At 32.6% G+C, this 23,183-nt stretch carries 22 protein-coding genes; 16 read left to right on the forward strand and 6 right to left on the reverse strand.

Features of this window, described 5'->3' with window-relative positions; genetic code table 11:
• Positions 1-41: 41 nt before the first annotated feature.
• The 3 genes from B0I03_RS00790 to B0I03_RS00800 all read left to right on the forward strand — a co-directional run bounded on the left by B0I03_RS00790 (position 42) and on the right by B0I03_RS00800 (position 4,654).
• Entirely contained in the window at positions 42-3,467 is a 3,426-nt protein-coding gene (locus B0I03_RS00790; protein WP_111565584.1) for a methylmalonyl-CoA mutase family protein, read from the forward strand.
• Between the two features lie 138 nt (positions 3,468-3,605).
• A complete protein-coding gene (locus tag B0I03_RS00795; protein ID WP_111565585.1) occupies positions 3,606-4,178 on the forward strand; it encodes a transposase in 573 nt (190 codons plus the stop codon).
• Positions 4,178-4,654: a GyrI-like domain-containing protein gene (locus B0I03_RS00800; RefSeq protein WP_111565586.1), complete on the forward strand. Its 477-nt coding sequence runs from the start codon at positions 4,178-4,180 to the stop codon at positions 4,652-4,654. Before B0I03_RS00795 ends, B0I03_RS00800 begins: the two co-directional genes overlap by 1 nt.
• Here B0I03_RS00800 and B0I03_RS00805 read toward each other — a convergent pair.
• Together B0I03_RS00805 and B0I03_RS13175 are read right to left on the reverse strand one after the other, a co-directional pair.
• Positions 4,651-5,022: a YchJ family protein gene (locus tag B0I03_RS00805; RefSeq protein WP_111565587.1), complete on the reverse strand. Its 372-nt coding sequence runs from the start codon at positions 5,020-5,022 to the stop codon at positions 4,651-4,653. The genes B0I03_RS00800 and B0I03_RS00805 overlap by 4 nt on opposite strands.
• Before the next feature lie 2 nt (positions 5,023-5,024).
• Positions 5,025-5,165, reverse strand: a complete 141-nt coding sequence (locus B0I03_RS13175) for a hypothetical protein (RefSeq protein ID WP_181452314.1) — start codon at positions 5,163-5,165, stop codon at positions 5,025-5,027.
• Between the two features lie 106 nt (positions 5,166-5,271).
• On the opposite strand from B0I03_RS13175, the gene B0I03_RS00810 reads away from it, so the two are divergent.
• A complete protein-coding gene (locus tag B0I03_RS00810) occupies positions 5,272-5,778 on the forward strand; it encodes a hypothetical protein (protein ID WP_111565588.1) in 507 nt (168 codons plus the stop codon).
• 35 nt (positions 5,779-5,813) lie between these two features.
• Here B0I03_RS00810 and B0I03_RS00815 read toward each other — a convergent pair whose 3' ends face one another.
• Entirely contained in the window at positions 5,814-6,377 is a 564-nt protein-coding gene (locus tag B0I03_RS00815; protein WP_111565589.1) for a DUF1543 domain-containing protein, read from the reverse strand.
• A 121-nt stretch (positions 6,378-6,498) separates the two neighbouring features.
• Here B0I03_RS00815 and B0I03_RS00820 point away from each other — a divergent pair, with 121 nt between their 5' ends.
• Complete coding sequence (locus B0I03_RS00820) at positions 6,499-8,685, forward strand: glutamine synthetase III family protein (RefSeq protein WP_111565590.1); 2,187 nt, start codon at positions 6,499-6,501, stop codon at positions 8,683-8,685.
• Positions 8,686-8,765: 80 nt separating this feature from the next.
• Here the strand turns inward: B0I03_RS00820 and B0I03_RS00825 are convergent, their stop codons facing one another.
• Together B0I03_RS00825 and B0I03_RS00830 are read right to left on the reverse strand one after the other, a co-directional pair.
• Positions 8,766-9,269 (reverse strand): hypothetical protein, encoded by a 504-nt coding sequence (locus B0I03_RS00825; protein ID WP_111565591.1) that lies wholly within the window; start codon positions 9,267-9,269, stop codon positions 8,766-8,768.
• Between the two features lie 104 nt (positions 9,270-9,373).
• Entirely contained in the window at positions 9,374-9,934 is a 561-nt protein-coding gene (locus tag B0I03_RS00830) for a hypothetical protein (protein ID WP_111565946.1), read from the reverse strand.
• 109 nt (positions 9,935-10,043) lie between these two features.
• Between B0I03_RS00830 and B0I03_RS00835 the strand changes: the two genes are divergently transcribed.
• Entirely contained in the window at positions 10,044-10,922 is an 879-nt protein-coding gene (locus B0I03_RS00835; protein ID WP_111565592.1) for a winged helix-turn-helix domain-containing protein, read from the forward strand.
• Between the two features lie 81 nt (positions 10,923-11,003).
• On the opposite strand, the gene B0I03_RS00840 is transcribed toward B0I03_RS00835, so the two are convergent.
• Positions 11,004-12,476, reverse strand: a complete 1,473-nt coding sequence (locus tag B0I03_RS00840) for a P-loop ATPase, Sll1717 family (RefSeq protein WP_111565593.1) — start codon at positions 12,474-12,476, stop codon at positions 11,004-11,006.
• Between the two features lie 150 nt (positions 12,477-12,626).
• On the opposite strand from B0I03_RS00840, the gene B0I03_RS00845 reads away from it, so the two are divergent.
• The 10 genes from B0I03_RS00845 (at position 12,627) to B0I03_RS00890 (ending at position 23,161) form a co-directional block, all read left to right on the forward strand.
• Entirely contained in the window at positions 12,627-13,400 is a 774-nt protein-coding gene (locus B0I03_RS00845) for an OmpA family protein (protein WP_111565594.1), read from the forward strand.
• Between the two features lie 118 nt (positions 13,401-13,518).
• A complete protein-coding gene (locus B0I03_RS00850) occupies positions 13,519-14,412 on the forward strand; it encodes an OmpA family protein (RefSeq protein ID WP_111565595.1) in 894 nt (297 codons plus the stop codon).
• Positions 14,413-14,454: 42 nt separating this feature from the next.
• The gene (locus B0I03_RS00855; protein WP_111565596.1) at positions 14,455-15,273 is read left to right on the forward strand and encodes an OmpA family protein; all 819 of its coding nucleotides are present in this window, start codon (positions 14,455-14,457) and stop codon (positions 15,271-15,273) included.
• Positions 15,273-15,719 (forward strand): hypothetical protein, encoded by a 447-nt coding sequence (locus B0I03_RS00860; protein ID WP_111565597.1) that lies wholly within the window; start codon positions 15,273-15,275, stop codon positions 15,717-15,719. Before B0I03_RS00855 ends, B0I03_RS00860 begins: the two co-directional genes overlap by 1 nt.
• Before the next feature lie 75 nt (positions 15,720-15,794).
• Complete coding sequence (locus B0I03_RS00865) at positions 15,795-16,973, forward strand: AIR synthase related protein (protein WP_111565598.1); 1,179 nt, start codon at positions 15,795-15,797, stop codon at positions 16,971-16,973.
• 72 nt (positions 16,974-17,045) lie between these two features.
• Entirely contained in the window at positions 17,046-18,578 is a 1,533-nt protein-coding gene (guaA, locus tag B0I03_RS00870; protein ID WP_111565599.1) for a glutamine-hydrolyzing GMP synthase, read from the forward strand.
• Between the two features lie 113 nt (positions 18,579-18,691).
• Positions 18,692-20,578, forward strand: coding sequence for a LysM peptidoglycan-binding domain-containing protein (locus tag B0I03_RS00875; protein WP_111565600.1), 1,887 nt, complete (start codon positions 18,692-18,694; stop codon positions 20,576-20,578).
• Positions 20,578-20,982: an OsmC family protein gene (locus B0I03_RS00880; RefSeq protein ID WP_111565601.1), complete on the forward strand. Its 405-nt coding sequence runs from the start codon at positions 20,578-20,580 to the stop codon at positions 20,980-20,982. The genes B0I03_RS00875 and B0I03_RS00880 overlap by 1 nt, the downstream gene beginning before the upstream one ends.
• Positions 20,983-21,073: 91 nt before the next feature.
• A complete protein-coding gene (locus tag B0I03_RS00885) occupies positions 21,074-21,301 on the forward strand; it encodes a DUF3820 family protein (protein WP_111565602.1) in 228 nt (75 codons plus the stop codon).
• Positions 21,302-21,547: 246 nt separating this feature from the next.
• On the forward strand, positions 21,548-23,161 hold the full coding sequence (locus B0I03_RS00890) for a CTP synthase (RefSeq protein ID WP_111565947.1): 1,614 nt from the start codon (positions 21,548-21,550) through the stop codon (positions 23,159-23,161).
• Positions 23,162-23,183: the final 22 nt, after the last annotated feature.

Below are 23,183 nucleotides of genomic sequence, written 5' to 3' on the forward strand. Positions count from 1 at the left end.
AATTCGTAAATTGCACCCTTTAAAACGAACAAAAATTACACATGGAACTACAAACTCCTTATATTCCTAAAAATAAAGTAAGAATTGTGACCGCAGCGTCACTTTTTGATGGACACGATGCAGCCATTAATATCATGCGTAGAATTATTCAAGCTACTGGTGTTGAGGTTATTCACCTTGGACATGATAGAAGTGTGGAAGAAGTAGTAAATACGGCTATCCAAGAAGATGCTAATGCAATTGCAATGACATCTTACCAAGGTGGTCATAACGAATATTTCAAATACATGTATGATTTGCTTAAGGAAAAAGGAGCAGGTCACATTAAAATATTTGGTGGAGGTGGAGGTGTAATTTTACCTTCTGAAATCTCAGAATTACACGAATACGGAATCGAAAGAATTTATTCTCCAGATGATGGTCGTGCTCTAGGATTACAAGGTATGATTAACGATTTAGTACAACGTTCAGATTATCCAATTGGAGATAAACTTACGGGCGAATTATCGCATATCGAAGAGAAAAATCCAACGGCAATTGCAAGATTGATTTCGGCAGCTGAGAATTTTCCAGAAATTGCAAAATCGGTTTTTGATGAAATTCACCAAAAGAATGAAACATCAAAAATTCCAGTTTTAGGTATTACGGGGACAGGTGGCGCAGGAAAATCATCATTAGTAGATGAATTGGTAAGAAGATTTTTGATTGATTTCCCTGAAAAAACGATAGGATTAATTTCGGTGGATCCATCAAAACGTAAAACGGGTGGTGCTTTATTAGGTGATAGAATTCGTATGAATGCCATCAACAATTCACGTGTTTACATGCGTTCGTTAGCAACTCGTCAATCAAATTTAGCTTTATCGAAATATGTAGCGGAAGCGATTCAAGTATTGAAAGCGGCCAAATATGATTTGATCATCTTAGAAACTTCAGGAATCGGACAATCCGATACTGAAATTTTGGATCATTCAGATGTTTCTTTGTACGTAATGACGCCAGAATTCGGAGCGGCAACTCAGTTAGAAAAAATCGACATGTTGGATTTCGCTGATTTAGTAGCGCTAAATAAATTCGACAAACGTGGTGCTTTAGATGCGATTCGTGATGTGAAAAAACAATACCAACGCAATCACAATCTTTGGGATGTAGATACCGATAAAATGCCAATTTTTGGAACTATCGCATCACAATTCAACGATCCAGGAATGAATACGCTTTACAAATCTATCATGGATAAGATTGTAGCGAAAACTGGAGCGGATTTAAAATCGACTTTTGAAATTACACGTGAAATGAGCGAGAAAATTTTCGTAATTCCGCCTCACAGAACTCGTTATTTATCTGAAATTGCAGAAAACAATAGAAAATACGATGAAACAGCACTTTCTCAGGTAGAAGTAGCTCAAAAATTATACGGAATTTTCAAAACCGTTGAATCGGTTAACGGAAATGTACCGCAATTAGACAAAGCCGGAATTGTTGAAAGTTCTTTAAAAATTACTGCTGATAACAAAGATTTCGTTTCGTTATTAACTAAAGAATTCGACCGAGTAAAAATGAACCTTGACCCATACAACTGGGAAATCATTTTAACTTGGGACGAAAAAGTAAACAAATACAAAAATCCAGTTTACAGTTTCAAAGTTCGTGATAAAGAAATCAAAATTGCAACGCATACCGAATCGTTATCACATTCTCAAATTCCAAAAGTCGCGTTACCAAAATACCAAGCTTGGGGCGATATCTTAAAATGGAATTTACAAGAAAACGTTCCAGGAGAATTCCCATTCGCATCAGGATTATATCCATTCAAACGCGAAGGAGAAGATCCAAGTAGAATGTTTGCCGGAGAAGGTGGACCAGAAAGAACTAACAAACGTTTCCATTATGTGTCAGCAGGATTACCAGCAAAACGTTTATCAACAGCTTTTGATTCGGTAACTTTATACGGAAATGACCCACACGTTCGACCAGATATTTATGGGAAAATTGGAAATGCGGGAGTTTCGATTTGTTGTTTAGACGACGCTAAGAAATTATATTCAGGTTTCGATTTAAGTCATCCGTTAACTTCGGTTTCGATGACAATTAATGGTCCAGCACCAATGTTGTTAGGATTCTTTATGAATGCTGCCATCGATCAAAACTGTGAAAAATATATCATTGAGAATGGTTTACAAGATGAAGTTGAAGCTAAAATCAATGAAATTTACAAGAAAAAAGGAGTAGAGCGTCCAAGATATCAAGGCGCTTTACCAGAAGGAAATAATGGTTTAGGTTTGATGCTTTTAGGAGTAACAGGTGACCAAGTTTTACCTTTAGACGTTTACCAAGATATCAAAGTAAAAACGTTAGCACAAGTTCGTGGAACGGTTCAAGCCGATATTTTAAAAGAAGATCAAGCGCAAAATACTTGTATTTTCTCTACGGAATTTGCTTTACGTTTAATGGGTGATGTTCAAGAATATTTCATCAAGCAAAATGTTCGTAATTTCTATTCAGTTTCAATTTCTGGATATCATATTGCTGAAGCAGGAGCTAATCCAATTACGCAGTTAGCTTTCACGTTAGCAAATGGTTTCACTTACGTAGAATACTATTTAAGTAGAGGAATGAACATCAATGATTTCGGTCCGAATTTATCGTTCTTCTTCTCAAACGGAATTGATCCGGAATATGCGGTAATTGGTCGTGTGGCGCGTAAAATTTGGGCGAAAGCATTGAAAAATAAATACGGAGCTAACGAAAGAGCACAAATGTTGAAATACCACATTCAAACTTCTGGACGTTCATTACACGCACAAGAGATTGATTTCAATGACATTCGTACGACTTTACAAGCGTTATATGCAATTTACGATAACTGTAACTCGTTACACACGAATGCGTATGACGAAGCGATTACAACACCAACAGAAGAATCAGTGCGTAGAGCAATGGCAATTCAGTTGATTATTAATAAAGAATTAGGTTTAGCGAAAAACGAAAACCCTATTCAAGGTTCGTTCATTATTGAAGAATTAACGGATTTAGTAGAAGAAGCCGTTTTACAAGAATTCGACAGAATCACAGAGCGTGGTGGAGTTCTTGGTGCAATGGAAACAATGTACCAAAGAAGTAAAATCCAAGAAGAATCATTGTATTACGAAACTTTAAAACATACAGGAGAATTCCCAATTATTGGTGTAAATACATTCTTGAGTTCTAAAGGTTCGCCAACAGTTATTCCAGCTGAGGTTATTCGTGCAACTGAAGAAGAAAAACAATATCAAATTGATATGTTAAACAATCTTCATAAAACAAGTGCAGAAAAAGTAGCAGAACAATTGAATATTATTCAAGATGCAGCCATCAACAACCAAAACATTTTCGAAAAATTAATGGATGCAACTAAGGTTTGTTCGTTAGGACAAATTACAAGTGCGTTGTTTGAGGTTGGTGGTCAGTATCGACGAAATATGTAATATTTCAAATAAATATATTTCCTGTAGAGACAAGGCAATGCTTTGTCTCTTTTTTTTGAATTAATTCAAAAAAAATCAAAATCATTTCCAATTCCCAAAATATTTTCATTATTTAGTAACATCATAACATTCAAAGCCATGCAAAATAAATTTAAAAACAAATACCGCATATCTTCTGCGCGTTTACAAACCTGGGATTATTCTAATAATGGTGCCTATTTCATCACCATTTGTACCCAAAATCGACATCATTTTTTTGGAAATATTAATAACGGAATTATGCAATTATCTGAGATAGGTAAATTGGCAGAACAATTTTGGTACGAAATACCCAATCATTTTCCAATGGTTGAATTAGGAAATTTTGTGGTTATGCCAAATCATGTTCATGGAATTTTGATTGTTGATAAAACGAATGATGAATCGTTTTCCGAATCCGTAGAGACAAGGCAATGCCTTGTCTCTACAATCCATTCCAATACAATTATAGGTTCATCCCGTTTTCAAAATCAGGGGAAAAATACCATTTCATCGATTGTAGGTTCGTATAAATCAATTGTTAGCAAAATATCACGACAAATCAACCCCAATTTCGGTTGGCAATCCCGATTTCATGATCATATTATTCGTGATTCGAAATCATTTGATAATATTCAGAATTATATTGAACAAAATCCGTTAAATTGGTCCAACGATAAATTTCATACCTAATGCAACCAATAATTAAAACATTTCCAACAACAAAATTCATCGGAATAAATAGTCAATTTTCGTATTCAGATTATCGAATAGGAGAATTGTGGGGAAAATTTATGCCAAGACGAAATGAAATTCGAAATGCCTTAGGAACTGATTTATTCAACATTCAAATCAATCCCGAAAATTTTGATTTCAATCCGCAAACTGAATTTGTAAAATGGGCTGTAGTTCCTGTATCAGATTTTGATTTTCTTCCTGAAGGAATGCAGTCATTAATTGTTGAGGAAGGTTTGTATGCTGTTTTCAATCATATTGGAGATGCTTCAAAAGCAAGAGAAACATTTGGTTATATTTTTGGAGTTTGGTTGCCTAATTCGGAATATGAATTGGATAATCGACCTCATTTTGAAATTTTAGGAGAAAAATATAAAAATAATGCTCCCGATTCTGAAGAGGAAATTTGGATTCCAATCAAAAAGAGAATTTAATATTCTCCATCTACATAAAACCATTTATCATTTTCCAATTTAAAAGTAGAGTGTTCGTAATGTACTTGTGCTTTTAAATTTTCGTCTAAATAATACGCTTTGAAAGTTACGGTAGTTTCAGTTGAAGCTAAAACTTCTAATTTTAACCATTTATTGGCTTGACTCCAGGCTAAAATATCCTTTTTGTTATGGAATCTTCTCTTTGAAATATGTGTTGTGTTTACTAAATAATCAGCCGCACCAGTTGCAAAAGCACTATAACGAGAACGCATTAATTTTTCGGCAGTTGAAGCATTTGTAATTCCTTTAATATAAGGTTCGCAACAGTCTTGAAAAGGAATGGAATTTCCGCAATAACAATTCGACATAATTACGATTTTGATTCGTTAAATTTTCTAGCAATTTCTTTCAATTTTTCGGCGCGAGCATTCTTTTTAGCTTTTTCTTTTGCTTGCTCTTTGTGTAATTTGTCGTTATGTGCTTTGATGTTTTTTGGATTATTTCTTCCCATTTTATTGACTTAATTGCTATTCAAAGATACTAATTTTTAATTGTATAAAAGTTTGGCACAACAATTGGTTATATTTACATAGGAAAACATTTAAAAAATTAAGATTATGAAGAAAATTACTTTATTGATAGCTTTTATCGGGATGATAACACTACAAAGTTGTACGGTTAATGAAGTTCAAGATAATGTGGATAATGATACAATTTCAGAAGTTTTTGAAGTTACTCGTTCTTTTAATACAGGAAATAACTTTAGCACTTTTGTAGATTTAGGTACGCCAATTTATTCATCAGATATGATTTTAGTGTATCATTTATATGATGTTGTAGGAGGTGAAGATGTTTGGAGATTAATGCCTCAAACCTACTATTTTAATGATGGAGGAGAATTAGATTATAATTTTGATTTTACTAGAAATGACGTAAGTATTTTTCTAGATGCTAACTTTCCGTTAATTGATTTATCATCAGCTTGGACACAAAATCAAACCTTTAGAATAGTAATTATTCCAGGTTATTTTTCTAATAGAAGTGCGCAACAAATCGATTTTAATGATTACGATGCGGTATTACAAGCCTACGGAATTAATCCAGCAAGTATAAAAAGAATATAAACTAAAAAGAGCTATCCAATCCGATAGCTCTTTTTTTATATCGATATTTTATCCAACTTTAAATAACCAATGTGTTTTTCGTCTTCCGAAATCGCATTGGTTTTTGTTATTTTCAAACGATACTGCGATTTGAATTTATCCAAAAGAATATCTTCAATATTATGAATATCATCAACATCAACTCCATATTTATCATCAATATGCGATTCTGCTCCTTTGAAACCACAATGTTTATAGAAGGTAGTTTGCTTTGCTTTTTTGATAGCTTCAGCTTTTGTTTTGGCGACTACTAATACTTTATAATGGTATTCTTCAAACTCTCCTTCTTTATATCCGCCTAAGTTCAAAAAGAACAATTGTTCTTCTTGTTCTAATTTTTCCTCATTAGAAACTATTTCAATAGCAAATCCATCAACAATAGTTACTTTTTGCCACGCATCAATATGGATTCTTCCTTTTGCTTCGGGCCAAAAAGCATTCATGTCTGGAACTAATTCTTTTAAACTACTTCCAATGCCAAAAAAGATATCGTGTTGTTCGGTAAAACGACCTTTTGGGGTGCAACCTAACATTATCATGTATAAATTTGATGTTTTCATAATGTAAAAGTAATAAAAAATATTTTTACCCCTAAAAAAATAGGGGTATTTGTAAAAATATTTAAAAAAGTTATATATTTGCATAACTTTTCAAGGGTATAACTTTAAACACACACAACTTATGTCAACATTTCGTTTTCAAGCTTTAAGAAAGGCAACCGACAGAAAACCAGTTCACGTAGAGGAATTGGACAGAAAATCAGCTATTTTTGGTAGTAATGTTTTTGGAGATAAAGCGATGCGACAGTTTTTAACACCAGAGGCTTACAAAGCCGTTAAAGCTGCTGCTGAAGGAGTAAAAATCGACCGAAAAATTGCCGATTATATCGCTTTGGGAATGAAAGAGTGGGCATTATCTAAAGGAGTAACTCATTACACGCACTGGTTCCAACCTTTAACCGGAACCACTGCGGAAAAGCACGATGCTTTCTTTGAAACATTTCCTGATGGAAGTGATCCAGTAGAAAAATTCGGAGGAAGTCAATTGGTACAACAAGAACCAGATGCGTCTTCTTTTCCAAATGGAGGAATCAGAAATACATTTGAAGCTAGAGGATATACCGCTTGGGATCCAACATCACCAGCATTTATCTTTGGAACTACTTTATGTATTCCAACAGTTTTCGTTTCTTATACAGGAGAAGCTTTAGATAACAAAACGCCTTTATTAAGAGCGTTACATGCTATCGATTCTGCTGCGATTGACGTTGCAAGATATTTCGATAAAAACGTAAAAAGAGTAACACCAACTTTAGGTTGGGAACAAGAATATTTCTTAGTTGACACAGCTTTAGCCAACTCAAGACCCGATTTATTAGCAACTGGAAGAACGTTATTAGGTCACACTGCAGCTAAGGGACAACAATTAGACGACCATTATTTTGGTTCGATTCCAACACGAGTTTTAACGTATATGCGTGATTTAGAAAACGAATGTATGTTATTAGGAATTCCAGTTAAAACACGTCATAATGAAGTAGCACCAAACCAATTTGAGTTAGCACCAATCTTCGAAGAAACGAATTTAGCGGTAGACCACAACTCATTATTAATGGATGTGATGCAAAAAGTGGGAGAACGTCACGATTTTAAAGTGTTATTCCATGAAAAACCATTCAAAGGAGTTAATGGTTCGGGTAAACATAACAACTGGTCATTAGCAACAGATACTGGAATTAACTTATTATCTCCAGGAAAAACGCCAATGAGCAACTTACAATTCTTAACTTTTTTCATCAATACGATTAAGGCGGTTCATGATTACGAAGAATTATTAAGAGCCTCAATTGCATCGGCAAGTAACGACCACCGTTTAGGAGCGAATGAAGCGCCACCAGCAATTATTTCGGTTTTCATTGGACAACAATTGACTAAAGTGTTAGCGGAATTAGAAGGGGTTTCTCAAGGAAAATTATCGCCAGAAGAAAAAACAGATTTAAAATTAAACGTAGTAGGAAAATTACCAGACGTTTTATTAGACAATACCGATAGAAATAGAACTTCACCATTTGCTTTTACTGGAAACAAATTTGAGTTCAGAGCCGTTGGTTCTTCTGCAAACTGTGCCGTTTCTATGACGACTTTAAATACAATCGTTGCAAAACAATTAAAAGATTTCAAAATTGAAGTGGATGCTTTAATTGAGAAAAAAGATTTAAAGAAAGACGAAGCAATTTTTAATGTATTGAGAGAATATATCAAGCAAACAAAAACTATCCTTTTTGAAGGTGATGGTTATAGCGAAGCTTGGGAAAAAGAAGCTAAAAAACGTGGTTTAAGCAATCATAAAACAACTCCAAAAGCATTAAAAGCAAAAGTTTCTAAAAAAGCAATTGAGTTGTTTGGAGAAATGGGCGTAATGAATCATGTTGAGGTAGAATCACGTTACGAAATTGAATTGGAAGAATACGTGAAAAAAATCCAAATCGAAGGTCGTGTTTTAGGTGATATTGCTCGTAATCATGTGGTTCCAACAGCAATTAAATACCAAAATGTGTTAATTGAAAACGTAAAAGGTTTAAAAGAAATTTTCGGAAAAGACTTTGAGAAAATTGCAAAAGAGCAAATTTCGTTAATCAAAGAAATTTCAGAACACATCGAAGGCATTAATACGAAAGTAGAAAAAATGACCGAAGAGCGTAAAAAAGCAAATGCTTTAACTAGCACAGAAAAAATGGCAGATGCGTATTGCGATAAAGTAAAACCTTACTTCGAAGAAATTCGTTACCATGCTGACAAATTAGAATTGTTAGTAGACGACGAACTTTGGACACTAACAAAATACAGAGAATTGTTATTTACTAAGTAATTAAAATAGAAATCCCAATCGAAAGATTGGGATTTTTTGTTTTGACACGCGGAATTAGATTCTGTGTTTTCAAGATTATTTTAATACTGTTTTTTAATTTCAATCCGACTAATTGAATTTAAAAAATTTGAATGTTTTTTAAAGGTATTCAAGATTACATTTTCAGGATAATTTAAATCTTCTAAATGTATCGTTTTTGGAGTGAAGTTATTTTTTTTATAAATCAAAAGTCCTTTTCCTTTGGAGTGTTTTGTATATTTTACTATTTTTAATTCAACAAAGTCAATTTCATTCCATTCTAGATGACTTAATGGTAAAAAAGGCAAAAAACGACTTCTGTAAAAAACACCATTATCATTAATTTTTAAAATAGGCTTATCATCAAAAATCCTAATACAACTAAAAATAAATAAAATGATTAAAAGTGCCAAAATTGCAATAATTATTAAATTTTGATTGCTCTCGTAATAATTTAAGTCATCAATTTCTATTTTTAATCCTATGCCTAATATTAAAGCGAAAAAAATTAATATTGATGTGAATTTATCAAGAATAGATATTTTATGAATTATTTCTGTATTCAATTTATTTAAAAGTTTTTTTTCATCATAGTTATTTACAAATATACCTAAAAGATTAAAAGCAAAACATTCTTAAATTAAAGAATACTATCATTACGTTTAAATTCTCAACAACCATCATTCTTACTCAAATCACGTTCAAAAAGTACTTTATTGTTGTGTTCGATATAGTCGCTCGATAAAATCAAATAAGGATGATTGTTTGAAAAACCAGCGCTTCTGCTTTTAATAATTATTTTGTCGTAAACTTTTAGATTATTTAATTTCTCAAAATCATTTGGAATAAATTGCATCATGTAATCTTCGCCATTAATCTTTACAACTAACCATTTTGGGCTTGATGGGTTTGTAGTTGGAAGTTGAAAAGTTACCGATGTAACCACAGCTTCCATTTCAGTATACGCTTCTATTTCTTTTTTTATTTTTTCATAACTACTTTGCACTTTTTTACCTTCTGGCGAGTTTTTCCAATCATTAAATTTTCTGCCATCTGGTGAAGCTTCCCATTTTTTTCTTTTCTCTAAATTGGATAACGGTTTTGAAGAAATTGTAGTGTCGTTTTTAATTTCACGATTAACATGTAAGCCATTGGCAAAAGTTGAAAAGCTAAATACAAATCCACTTATCACAACCAATGAAAAGATTAGAACATAAATTGTTTTTTTCATAATTTTCACTTTTTTAAATTGATTACACGAATTTACATTCATAATTTTTTGTTAGAACAATTGGGATTGTAAATAAAAATGTAAACTTTGTAAATAATTAATTGACACTATGAATAATAGAAAAGAACTCCTTTCTGGGAAAACTAAATATGTAATTGCATTGCTATTACTGGTGTTATTTTCATTGGTTTTCTTTGTAAATACGAATAGCGATTTTGATCTTTCCAGAAGAGAAGTTTTACTGCGAAGAATAGGTCATGAAGTACTTTTGCAATCGGGAGATAGTACTTCGAGAGTGCTTCCGATAAAAAAGATAGCTGAAAATGAATATCAAATTAGTTTTGAAAAAGAATTTTCATTTGTAACCGATTCGTTAGTAAATACTACCCAACGTTTACTAGTCAAAGATTATCACGTTTCCGATTATATTGTTAATGTAATTAATTGTGATAATTCGAGTGTTGCTTATGGATATGCTATTTCCAAAAATAAAAAAGAGGATATTTTAGCCTGTGTTGGAAGAAAACAACCTATTGCTTGTTACAAGATAAATATCAAATTTAAACCAAGCGATGTAGTTACAGCAAATTATAAATATTATTTAGGAGGTTTAGCGTTTTTACTATTGATTGGATTTGTTTTTTGGAAATTAAAACCTAAAAAACAATTACCTAAAATTGATAATAATAAACTGTTTACTTTTGGTTCAGTTATGTTTGATGCACAAAAGCGTCAACTAGAAATTAATAAGGAAACCATAGATTTAACAGCAACCGAAACACGTTTATTGCTCATTTTTGCCTCATCGCCTAACGAAACAATAGAAAGAAGCCGACTTCAAAAAGAAATTTGGGAAGACGAAGGCGTTATTGTAGGGCGTAGTTTAGACATGTTCATATCAAAACTTAGAAAAAAACTAGAACTTGACCCAAATATTAATATTGTAGTGGTTCGTGGAAAAGGGTATAAGCTTGAGGTTGATTCTTAAGTGTAAGTAAAATAAAAGTCCCAATTGAAAGATTGGGACTTTTTGTGAGTAAGAATGGGAATCAAAGTTAACACAGATCTACTAATATGTATATAGACCTTTAATTATCCCTGAATGAATTACTGCTTTCATTTTTGGGTCATACTTTGATTTTTCATTTCGAATAATTGAATATATACCTGCTCCATTTTTACCAAATTGAATATTACTTATTATGCCTAATTCATATAAATATCTTAAAAGAGCCTCAGGACTTTTATTTATATTTTTATTTCCTGTCTCAAAATATATTTGTTTAAAATATTCTGATGTAAAACTCTCTGTGCCTAAAGTTCTTAATAAGGCAAATAAAGTTTCTGTTGCTGGAATAATAGGGGATATCTCATTTTTTAACTCATCAATTAGCCAAGAAGAATATTCTTTTTCTGCTGCATTTATTGTATGATAGTCTAATTTATTCAATATGTCTGCTTGCTCTTTAATTTTTATGCAAAATTGTACCAGGTCTCTAGGTCGATGAAAAGTTCTATGAATTATATATTTAAAAGGATCAATATTTTTTCCGTTTTCATGAAGTAAAATAAATTTTTTGTTAAATATATAATTGAATGAACCTTTACCTCTCAATTCATTTACACTGTTTTCAATTCTAATGTTCATGAGTTGTAATAAAGCAGGGTTTGCCCAGTCATTTTTATTAATTATGGCCCAATTTAATTTATAAGTATGATAGTCAAATTTTGCACTATCTGGGTCATGACTACTAAATTGATTATATATATCAGATCTTAAATATGCAACTATTTTGGTATTTTTGTTATATGAAAGAATAGTAGAGTTTAAAGAGTAAATTATTTTGAAAAGACTTATGAGAGATTCAAAATATTTTTTATTGTCTATATATAATGTATAATTATCATCTAATTGGTCAAATTGTATTAAATATGGTCTTTGAGTTTCTGCTAAATTGTCTAAGACCAATTCTTCTAATCTTTCATTAATTTCATTAATGTTTTCTATTTCATCACCTAATTGAACGGATTTTTCAACACTTGTTTTTGGACCAATACCTCTGAACTGTAGTCCCAGTTCAGTTTTATTAGTATTCGTTGTAATTTTAGAATGCAAATCTTTTAAGTTTTTACCAAACTTATAATTTACAAAATCATATAGTTCTATATAATGTGGAAGTAATTTATTTCGTTCATCAAGAACAATTTGTTTAGCAAATTCACTCAGAATTATATATTTCCAAATACTTTGATATTGATTTGGTCTTGTAAAATCATCATCACTCAATTTTAATAGTTTTTGGAAAGGAAAACTTTTAAATGATAAATTGCTTATTATCATCCCGTTTTCAACTTCACGATTTTTTATCCAATTATATACAGCTGATTTTCCTGTTCCTTTTCTGCCAATAATGAAGTAAGCAGGTTCTTGAACTATTTTTTTCCAATATTCATTGTCATAAAAATAATTTTCAAGATTTATATCATATAAACCATCTGGATTTCCAAAGTCAGTTTTTAAAAGTGCTGTTATTGCATTCATTTTTTTTTAAGAGTATTAGTTTTATATTGTTTAAACTTGTTACATGGCTTAGAAGGAACAGTTTGTTTTTCAAAAATATAAAAAAAAGTGTACAAAAACCATAATTTATCGACGAAAAAATACTATTTTCGATAAACTAAAACCTATCGAATGAAAAAAATACTTTTTATTTTTTTATTGTTGTCTTCTATTTCTTTTGGGCAAAACAAGTTCACGGTGTATTTTGATACCGATTCTGATCAATTAAAATTAAATGAATTAATTCGTTTTGATGATTTTTTTAGAAATAAAAAGGTAAAATTCACCAAGCTGATAGGCTATTGCGATTATCGTGCTTCTAATGGTTATAATGATACTTTGGCTTTCAATAGAGCTAAATTTGTATCGCAAATTATCGAAAAAGTTACTGACCAAAAGCAAATCGAAATTGAAAGTAAAGGCGAAAATTTCGAACAAAATTCCAATTTAAAACTGAACAGAAAAGTAGAGATTTTCTATGAAGAATTGGTAACAGAAAAAATACTTCCAAAAGAAGATAAAAAGGAGTTGTCTCAACAAGTTTCAACAGCAAAAGTTGGAGATAAGTTGGTTTTGAAAAATTTACATTTCTACAATCGTTCTGGAATTTTTGTTCCTGAATCGCGATCTATTTTAGAGGAATTATTGAAAATCATGTTGGCTAATCCTAATTTAAAAATAGAAATTCAAGGTCACATTTGTTGTCAAAAAGGCACCGATGTAGAAGATACGGCAAAAGTTAGAGCTTTAGCAGTTTACAATTATTTGATTAACAACGGAATTAATAAAAACCGATTGAGTTACAAAAGCTTTGGAAGCACGAAACCGATTCATACAATTCCAGAAAACAACGAAGACGAGCGCAATGAAAATCGCAGAGTAGAAATTCAAATTGTAGCCAACTAGTTTTTGATTTTTAAATAATTGTAAATGAGTTTGTTATGTGAAAAATAGAAGTTCTTTCTGTGAATAAGTTTTTTTACTACGTTTTATTTTTTATATTCGTTACATTAAAATACCCCAAATGAAATACGTATTACTGCTGTTTGGATTTTTACTTTCAGCACAAGAAAAAGCGAGTTTTTATTTTGATTTTGATCAAGATGCGTTTAACCCAAAACAAAACGAATTGTTTTTGTCTTGGTTAAACAAAGCCGAAAACCGCGAAATTCTAGTAATCAGCGGGTATTGCGATTGGTATGGAACGTATGATTATAACGATACTTTAGCTTACAAACGAATTCATACCGTTCATGAACAACTTAAAACAAAAGTAAATTCCTCAGTATTTTTTAGCGAAGATTTAAAAATTAAAGGTTTTGGAGAACGAGTTCAAACCCGAAAAGAAAGAAAATATAACAGAAGAGTTGATGTTTTTTACAACGTAATTCCAAACAAAATAATTAAAGAAGAAACAGTAGTTTACGATGATCCAGTGGTTTATACAGGACAAAAAATTTCGGATAATCCTAAACCAGTTAAAGAAATAGTTGCAGAATTACAACCCGTTGATCCAGAAGAATTAGTGCATCTTGAAGCGATTCCTAATCGTTATGCAAATGCAAAAGTAGGAGATAAGTTGGTGATGAAAAACTTGTATTTTTATGACCGTTCCGGAATTTTCGTACCCGAATCGTTACCGGTTATGGAAGAACTTTTAGCGTTTATGGTAAGTAATCCGAAAGCAAAAATTGAAATTCAAGGTCATATTTGCTGTCAATTAGGCGAAGATCCTGAAGATATTGCTTTAATACGTGCTATTGCGGTTCATAATTATTTGGTTGCCAATGATATCGATGATAGTAGATTGCAATATAAAAGCTTTGGAAGTACGCAACCACTTCACAAAATTCCAGAAAAAAACGAAAAAGAAAGAAACGAAAATCGTAGAGTAGAAATTCTTATCTTAGAGAATTAATTTTTGGCATAATTTTTCGTTTTATTTTATAAACATGATTTCATGAAATATTTATATTCCTTTATAGTTGTTGTATGGTTTCAAATAACATTCGCGCAAGAACAAGCCGTCTTTTATTTTGATAACAATAAATTTGAACTGAACAAAACAGAAGCTGCCAAACTCCAAAAATGGATAACTGAAAATGCGACTTCAAAAATTCTTTCTATCACAGGTTCAACAGACGAAGTAGGAACTTCGGGCTACAACGATACGTTATCGCAAAAACGCGTGAGCCATATTTTTAATCAAATCAAGGGAAAAGTAAACATTAGACCCGATTTTAAAAGTATTTCTCTTGGCGAAAAAGGAGCTACTTCTACCAACAAAGCAGAAAATAGAAAAGCCATCATTCATTATTTATTGGAGAAAGATTTAGATAAGGAGAATGAAGTTTTAGGAATAAAAGAAGAACCCGAAGTTGTAATTCCAGATGATGCACCGCTAGCTGAAAAAGTAAAATTGGCAAAAGTTGGTACGAAAATCACTTTGAAAAACATTAATTTCTATCAAAACACCTTTGCAACAATGCCAGAATCGCAAGGAACTTTGTATGATTTGTTGTTTGTAATGCAAAATAATCCCGAGTTAAAAATCGAAATTCAAGGGCATATTTGTTGTATTGATAAAGATTATCGAAATTTGTCTACCGATAGAGCAAAACAAATTAAGCGTTTTCTCGTTTATAATGGTATTCAGGAATATCGTGTAAAAACGAAAGGATTTGGTGTTTCGCAACCTATTTATCCCATTCCAGAAGCAACGCCTGAGCAAGCCGCAGCAAATCGAAGGGTAGAAATTGAAATTTTAAGTAAAAAATAATGAGAAATATACTTGGCTTTTTTTTAATAGTTATAACAGCTTCGTTAGTGAGTTGTAATGATAAATGCGATGAAGGAAATCAAGCAACACCAGCATCGTTTTTTGTTGAAATTGTTGATGAAACTTCAGGGGAAAATGTTTTTGAAAATGAAACTTATACTTCCCAACAAATAACGATTCAAGATTTAGACGAAGCAACAATTCCGTATGAGTTCATCGAAAATTTAAATGTCATTCAGATATTTCCACCTGTTACCAATGCTACAGGAAATTCATTAGTCATCAAATTAAACAACGAAATAACCTTACAAATGGATGAAATTGATGTCAATTACGATGTTTCGTCTAGCGCAGGAGAATGTTTTACAACTTTTAAAATTGAGAATATTTTGTTCCCAAACAATACATCAGAATTGGTTGAAAGTGTTCATGTTATAAAAATTTAACAAATTCTAAATTCATACTTCTAAATTCTAAATTTTAGAACTATCTTTGCGCCACAACAACAACACACTACATACATGAGTTCTGATACGAGCAAACGCTACAATTTAAGAGGAGTTTCGGCTTCTAAAGAAGATGTGCACCAAGCTATCAAAAACATCGACAAAGGCTTATTTCCACAAGCATTTTGTAAAATCATCCCAGATTATTTAACAAACGACGACCAATATTGCATTATTATGCATGCGGATGGCGCAGGAACAAAATCTTCCTTAGCCTACATGTATTGGAAGGAAACAGGCGATATTTCGGTTTGGAAAGGAATTGCTCAAGACGCTTTAATCATGAATATTGATGATTTATTATGTGTTGGAGCAACTGATAATATTCTACTTTCATCAACAATCGGAAGAAATAAAAATTTAATTCCAGGCGAAGTTATTTCTGCCATCATCAACGGAACAGAAGAATTAATTGCAGATTTAAAAAATCACGGAGTTACCATACATTCAACTGGTGGAGAAACTGCTGATGTTGGTGATTTAGTACGTACCATTATTGTAGATTCAACAGTTACAGCTCGAATGAAACGTGCTGACGTAATTGATAATGCTAACATTCAAGCTGGAGATGTAATTGTAGGATTGGCTTCTTTTGGTCAAGCTACTTACGAAAAAGAATATAACGGCGGAATGGGAAGCAACGGCTTAACTTCGGCTCGTCATGATGTTTTTGCAAAATATTTGGCTGAGAAATATCCAGAAAGTTTTGATGCTTCAGTTCCAAATGAATTAGTGTATTCAGGTCAAACGAATTTAACGGATTCAGTTGAAAATAGCCCAATTGACGCTGGAAAATTAGTGCTTTCTCCAACGAGAACATACGCTCCAGTTGTTAAAAAGATTTTATCAAAATACAATTCAAATCAAATTCACGGAATGGTTCATTGTTCTGGTGGTGCACAAACCAAAGTGCTTCACTTCGTTGACAATGTTCACGTGATTAAAGATAATTTATTTCCAGTACCACCATTATTTAAACTGATTCAAGAAAATTCTAAAACGGATTGGAAAGAAATGTACCAAGTATTCAATTGTGGTCACCGCATGGAATTATATGTTCCAGCCGAAGTAGCACAAGACATTATCGAAATTTCAAAATCCTTCAACATCGAGGCACAAATCGTAGGAAGAGTTGAAAAATCAGAAAGTAAGAAATTAACAATTACATCTGAATACGGAGTTTTTGAGTATTAATCTGTAGAGACAAGTCATGACTTGTCTTTCTGTTTTTAATGAAATTAAAATTTACAACACAACAACAATAAAATGCAACACAACGTATTAATTTTAGATTTCGGTTCGCAATACACCCAATTAATTGCCCGAAGAGTTAGAGAATTAAACATTTTCTGCGAGATTTTTCCATTCGATAAAATTCCAGCAGATTTATCATCATACAAAGCCGTAATTTTAGGCGGAAGTCCATGTTCGGTGCGTTCAGAAGAAGCACTTCACCCAGATTTATCTCAAATTAGAGGTAAAATGCCATTGTTAGCCGTTTGTTACGGAGCGCAATATTTAGCCCATTTTTCAGGTGGAGAAGTTGCGGCTTCAAACACAAGAGAATACGGAAGAGCAAATCTTTCGTACATCAAAGAAAATGAAGTGTTTTTAGAAGGTGTTTCTGAAAATAGCCAAGTTTGGATGTCGCATTCAGATTCTATAAAGAAATTACCGACAAATGGTGTAATGATTGCGAGTACTAAAGACGTAGAAAACGCAGCTTACAAAATTGAAGGAGAAACTACTTATGCGATTCAATTCCACCCAGAAGTATATCATTCAACAGATGGAAAACAAATGTTGGAAAATTTCTTAGTGAAAATTGCTCAAGTGCCACAAAATTTTACACCAAACGCTTTCGTAGAGGAAGTAGTAGCCGAAATGAAAGCTAAAATCGGAAACGATAAAGTAGTTTTAGGACTTTCTGGTGGTGTAGATTCAACAGTAGCAGCGGTTTTATTGAATAAAGCAATCGGTGAAAACTTATATTGTATTTTCGTAAATAACGGATTATTACGTAAAAACGAATTCCAAAATGTACTAAATCAGTACAAAGGAATGGGCTTAAATGTAAAAGGAGTGGATGCTTCGGCACGCTTTTTGGATGCATTAGCTGGGTTAGATGATCCAGAAGCAAAACGTAAAGCTATTGGAAAAGCGTTCATTGAAGTTTTTGATGATGAAGCACACCAATTAACCGATGTAAAATGGTTAGGTCAAGGTACTATTTATCCTGATGTGATTGAGTCGGTTTCGGCAACTGGCGGACCATCGGCAACGATTAAATCGCATCATAACGTTGGTGGATTGCCTGATTTTATGAAATTGCAAGTGGTAGAGCCTTTACGAATGTTATTCAAAGATGAAGTACGTAGAGTAGGTAGAAGTTTAGGAATCGACGAAGAATTATTAGGTCGTCATCCCTTCCCTGGACCAGGATTAGCGATTCGTATTTTAGGAGATATTACGCCAGAAAAAGTAGCTATTTTGCAAGAAGTAGACGCCGTTTTCATCAACGGATTAAAAGAACACGGATTATACGATAAAGTATGGCAAGCAGGGGCCATCTTGTTACCAGTAAATAGCGTAGGAGTAATGGGCGATGAGCGTACCTATGAAAAAGTAGTTGCACTTCGTGCTGTAGAATCTACAGATGGTATGACAGCAGACTGGGTACATTTACCGTATGAGTTTTTAATGAAAATTTCTAATGAAATTATAAATAACGTTAGAGGTGTTAATAGAGTAGTTTATGATATTAGCTCAAAACCGCCTGCAACGATAGAATGGGAATAAAATAAATTTTTCAAATTCAACATATAAATTTCAATAGCAATTATTTTTATTCTATTTTTACGATATAAATTGCTATTGAAATTTTTGTTTAGTATTGTTTTTAAATTAAGATTATGATAAAAAGAGTTGTTTTTCTTTTCAGTTTGATTTTTCTTTTCGCTTTGCCAGTTCAATCTCAGATTAAACATGTAGTAGCTAAAGGGGAAACCGTTTTTCAAATCGCAAAAAAATACGAGGTTACACCTTTTGATATTTACCGATTAAATCCAGATGCGAAAAATGGCGTTCAGGAAAACACTACTTTATTAATTCCAAAAACTACTTCTGGAAAATCAGTAGTTCATGTAGTAGGCGAAAAAGAAACCCTTTTTGGAATTGCAAAAAAATACAATGTTTCAGTTGCTGATTTGGAAACTTGGAATAAAGCTAAGCTTCAAAATGGTTTGAAAAAAGGACAAGAAATTTTTGTTTCAAAACCTTCTGCTGCCGATTTAAAATCAGTTCCAACTCCTTTTGTTTCAAAACCTAAACCAGTTTCAAATGTAACAACTCACTTAGTAGAAGCAAAAGAAACAAAATATGGAATTGCAACAAGATATGGCTTAACGGTTACCGAATTAGAACAGTTAAATCCACAAATTGTTGGGGGATTAAATATTGGACAAACCTTAATTTTAAAACCAGGAGTTCAAGTTAAAAAGCCATCGAATGTTACCTTAGTTGATTATGAAGTGCAACCAAAAGAAACGCTTTACAGTCTTTCTAAAAAATTTGATATTGCACAAGGCGATTTAATTACGTTAAATCCTGATTTACAAGATGGATTGAAAATAGGAATGATTTTAAAAGTTCCTTCAAACGGAACTGTTGTTACGAAAGTAAAAGATTCAGTTTTAGTAGCTAAAAACAAAGTGAATTTAATTACTTCGGTAGATAAATCGCAACAAAAAAACATGGTATTGTTATTGCCTTTCAACTTAACGAAAATCGAAACGGATTCGGTTAAAACCAAAACAGAGCAATTAAAAACGAATAAATTTTTAAACCTTACTTTAGATTTTTACGCAGGAGCACAAATGGCGATTGATTCAGCAAAAGTGTTAGGATTACCTGTAAATGTTAAGGTTTACGATGTAGAAAGCACGAAATATTCATCGAATGTAGCTTCAATTATTTCTAAAAATAATTTTGAAAATGTTGATGTTGTAGTTGGACCATTTCAAAACACTGTAGTGGAAACGACGGCGCAATTGTTAGCAAAATATAATGTTCCCGTAATTTCTCCATTATCGAAAGAACGTGGTTTGCCAATGGATAATTTATATTACTCGATTCCCTCAGAAGATTTGTTAAAAGCTTCAATGTTTAACTATTTCAAAGCGAAAAACGGAAATGTTGTTGCGATTATCAGTTCAAAGAAAATGACTTCAAAAGAATATATTTCGGCGAATCATCCCGAAGTGAAGCATGCAGCATTTAACGATAAAGGCGCTTTAGATGTGGCACTTTTGAAAGCACAATTGGTAAAAGGACAAAAGAATTTTGTATTGATGGAAATTGAAAAAGCGAGTACCATTTTGAATATTACCAATATTTTAAAAGGATTACAAAAAGAATACGATATTCAGTTGGCTGTTTTCGAATTGTATGATGCGTTGAATTTTGAGGAAATTCCAATGAAGAATTTAACCGATTTAAAAATGCTATTCCCATCGGCAACTAAAGTAGCTGAAACGCCGGAAGAAAAAATTTTTGAAAAACAATTCAAAAAAATCAACAATATTTATCCAAATGCTGCAGCTAAAAAAGGTTTTGATGTAACGTTTGATGCCATGTTGCGTATTTGCCAACCAGAAGGTTTTGTAAAATCAGCAGCAACAACCAAAACAGAATATATTGAAAACGCGTTTGATTACAGTTCAAATAACGGAATGATTACCAATAACGCAACCTATTTATTGTATTACGACAGCGATTTAACGATTAAACAAGCACAATAATGGCAACTTCAAAAGTAACTTATTTAGGTGATTTACGCACCTCTTCAATACATTTACAATCGGGTTCTGAAATAATTTCGGATGCACCGCTAGACAACAACGGAAAAGGAGAAGCCTTTTCTCCAACCGACACAGTTGCCAACGGATTAGCTAGTTGTATGTTTACTGTTATGGGAATCAAAGCTCGCGATTTAGACGTAGATTTTTCAGGTTCCACTGCAGAAGTTACTAAAATCATGGGAACTGAACCAAGAAGAATAACCGAAATTCACGTAACTTTCCATTTCTCTATTAATCCCGATGAAAAAACAAAAACTATCTTAGAAAGAACCGCAATGACTTGTCCAGTTTTCTACAGTTTGCATCCGGATATTAAAAAAGAGATTGTTTTTAATTGGAAGTAAATAGATAAAAGAACAAAGATCAAAGAGAAAAGAAATATAGACAATCTTAAAAAGTCTTTCTTCTTTTCTCTTTTTTCTATCCTCTCAAAAAATGACCAACCACGAACTCCTCATTAAACTAGCACATACCAAAATGCCATTTGGTAAATACGAAGGCTATTATTTAATCGACCTTCCAGAGTATTATGTGGTTTGGTATGCCAATAAAGGTTTCCCTAAAGGACAATTAGGCGAACAATTAAAATTGGTCCACGAACTCAAGCTAAACGGCTTAGAAGAACTCGTTCGAAAAATCCGTAGAAACTTTCCAAAAAAGTAATCTATTTTTTGCCACAGATTAAAGGATTCTCGCGGATTAATCCGTGTTAATCTGTGTAATCCGTGGCTCTAAAATTTCGATTTATGGAATATTTTATCTTTTCATTATTAGATAGAATCATCTTTACAATTTAATTACAAAATTGATACATCGACTAATTGGCACATTGACTAATTAGTATTATCTTTGCACGATTTTATTACAGATAAAAGATATTTATCGCAACAACAACACAACAACAACACAATGAACCAAACTAAGTACATTTTTGTTACCGGAGGTGTGACTTCTTCTTTAGGAAAAGGAATTATCGCAGCTTCGTTAGCCAAATTATTGCAAGCCAGAGGATACCGAACGACCATTCAAAAGTTTGATCCATACATCAATGTCGACCCAGGAACGCTAAATCCTTACGAACACGGAGAATGTTATGTAACAGACGATGGAGCAGAAACGGATTTGGATTTAGGTCACTATGAGCGTTTTTTAAACGTTCCTACTTCTCAAGCGAATAACGTAACTACAGGAAGAGTTTATCTTTCGGTTATTGAAAAAGAGCGTAGAGGAGAATTTTTAGGAAAAACGGTTCAGGTGGTGCCTCATATCACAAACGAAATCAAGGAACGTATGCAGTTGCTTGGAAAATCGGGTGATTTTGATATTGTAATTACTGAGATTGGTGGAACTGTTGGAGATATTGAATCATTACCTTATATCGAGTCAGTACGTCAATTGATTTGGGAATTAGGAGAAAATAACGGAATCGTAATTCATTTAACGTTGGTGCCTTATTTGGCTGCTGCCGGAGAGTTAAAAACGAAACCAACTCAACATTCGGTGAAAACTTTAATGGAAAGCGGAATCAAAGCGGATATTTTAGTTTGTAGAACTGAACATGAAATTTCGCAAGATTTACGTCAAAAATTAGCGTTGTTCTGTAATGTGAAAAAAGAAGCGGTAATTCAATCTATCGATGCATCAACTATTTATGAAGTTCCAAATTTAATGTTGGAAGAAGGATTGGATAGAGTAGCGTTGAAAAAATTAGATTTACCAGAAAAAAATACACCAGATTTAACCAACTGGAACGAGTTCTTATTTAGATTGAAAAATCCGAAGCACGAAGTAAACATTGGTTTAGTTGGAAAATATGTAGAATTACAAGATTCTTACAAATCAATTTTAGAAGCGTTTATTCATGCGGGAGCTGCAAATGAGACAAAAGTGAATGTTATTTCTATTCATTCTGAGTATTTAGATGCCAATTCGGCAGAAAGTCAGTTGAAAGATTTAGATGGTATACTTGTTGCACCAGGTTTTGGCGGTCGTGGAATTGAAGGTAAAATCGATACAGTTCGTTACGCAAGAGAAAATAATATTCCGTTTTTCGGAATTTGTTTAGGAATGCAAATGGCTGTAATTGAATATTCTCGTAATGTTTTAGGTTACGCCGATGCCAATTCAACCGAAATGAATGAAAACACAACTCATCCAGTAATTAACTTAATGGAAGAGCAAAAAAATATTGAAAACAAAGGAGGAACTATGCGTTTAGGCGCATGGAAATGTAGCATAAAAGAAAATACGTTGGCACAAAAAATCTATGGTAAAACTGAGATTATGGAGCGTCACCGTCACCGTTATGAATTCAATGGTGCGTATTTAAACGAACTAGAAAAAGCAGGATTAGTAGCTTCGGGAGTAAATCCAGATACGAAGTTGGTAGAAATTGTTGAAATTCCTACACATCCTTTCTTTATCGGCGTTCAATACCATCCTGAATATAAAAGTACAGTCGCTAATCCGCACCCACTTTTTGTGAGTTTTGTAGCCGCAGCTGTACAACACAAGAATAAATAAACTGTTCAATTAAGAACACTGA

It is taken from the genome of Flavobacterium aquaticum (genome assembly GCF_003259835.1).
GTDB lineage: Bacteria > Bacteroidota > Bacteroidia > Flavobacteriales > Flavobacteriaceae > Flavobacterium > Flavobacterium aquaticum.

What these genes read in the sequence shown, in the direction of transcription:
- guaA (WP_111565599.1), top strand. Translation starts at nt 17,046, where the DNA reads ATGCAACACAACGTATTAATTTTAGATTTCGGTTCGCAATACACCCAA.
- B0I03_RS00815 (WP_111565589.1), bottom strand. Translation starts at nt 6,377, where the DNA reads ATGAAAACATCAAATTTATACATGATAATGTTAGGTTGCACCCCAAAA.
- B0I03_RS00865 (WP_111565598.1), top strand. Translation starts at nt 15,795, where the DNA reads ATGAGTTCTGATACGAGCAAACGCTACAATTTAAGAGGAGTTTCGGCT.
- B0I03_RS00830 (WP_111565946.1), bottom strand. Translation starts at nt 9,934, where the DNA reads ATGAAAAAAACAATTTATGTTCTAATCTTTTCATTGGTTGTGATAAGT.
- B0I03_RS00860 (WP_111565597.1), top strand. Translation starts at nt 15,273, where the DNA reads ATGAGAAATATACTTGGCTTTTTTTTAATAGTTATAACAGCTTCGTTA.
- B0I03_RS00845 (WP_111565594.1), top strand. Translation starts at nt 12,627, where the DNA reads ATGAAAAAAATACTTTTTATTTTTTTATTGTTGTCTTCTATTTCTTTT.
- B0I03_RS00885 (WP_111565602.1), top strand. Translation starts at nt 21,074, where the DNA reads ATGACCAACCACGAACTCCTCATTAAACTAGCACATACCAAAATGCCA.
- B0I03_RS00810 (WP_111565588.1), top strand. Translation starts at nt 5,272, where the DNA reads ATGAAGAAAATTACTTTATTGATAGCTTTTATCGGGATGATAACACTA.
- B0I03_RS00850 (WP_111565595.1), top strand. Translation starts at nt 13,519, where the DNA reads ATGAAATACGTATTACTGCTGTTTGGATTTTTACTTTCAGCACAAGAA.
- B0I03_RS13175 (WP_181452314.1), bottom strand. Translation starts at nt 5,165, where the DNA reads ATGGGAAGAAATAATCCAAAAAACATCAAAGCACATAACGACAAATTA.
- B0I03_RS00805 (WP_111565587.1), bottom strand. Translation starts at nt 5,022, where the DNA reads ATGTCGAATTGTTATTGCGGAAATTCCATTCCTTTTCAAGACTGTTGC.
- B0I03_RS00795 (WP_111565585.1), top strand. Translation starts at nt 3,606, where the DNA reads ATGCAAAATAAATTTAAAAACAAATACCGCATATCTTCTGCGCGTTTA.
- B0I03_RS00840 (WP_111565593.1), bottom strand. Translation starts at nt 12,476, where the DNA reads ATGAATGCAATAACAGCACTTTTAAAAACTGACTTTGGAAATCCAGAT.
- B0I03_RS00880 (WP_111565601.1), top strand. Translation starts at nt 20,578, where the DNA reads ATGGCAACTTCAAAAGTAACTTATTTAGGTGATTTACGCACCTCTTCA.
- B0I03_RS00800 (WP_111565586.1), top strand. Translation starts at nt 4,178, where the DNA reads ATGCAACCAATAATTAAAACATTTCCAACAACAAAATTCATCGGAATA.
- B0I03_RS00820 (WP_111565590.1), top strand. Translation starts at nt 6,499, where the DNA reads ATGTCAACATTTCGTTTTCAAGCTTTAAGAAAGGCAACCGACAGAAAA.
- B0I03_RS00790 (WP_111565584.1), top strand. Translation starts at nt 42, where the DNA reads ATGGAACTACAAACTCCTTATATTCCTAAAAATAAAGTAAGAATTGTG.
- B0I03_RS00855 (WP_111565596.1), top strand. Translation starts at nt 14,455, where the DNA reads ATGAAATATTTATATTCCTTTATAGTTGTTGTATGGTTTCAAATAACA.
- B0I03_RS00875 (WP_111565600.1), top strand. Translation starts at nt 18,692, where the DNA reads ATGATAAAAAGAGTTGTTTTTCTTTTCAGTTTGATTTTTCTTTTCGCT.
- B0I03_RS00835 (WP_111565592.1), top strand. Translation starts at nt 10,044, where the DNA reads ATGAATAATAGAAAAGAACTCCTTTCTGGGAAAACTAAATATGTAATT.
- B0I03_RS00890 (WP_111565947.1), top strand. Translation starts at nt 21,548, where the DNA reads ATGAACCAAACTAAGTACATTTTTGTTACCGGAGGTGTGACTTCTTCT.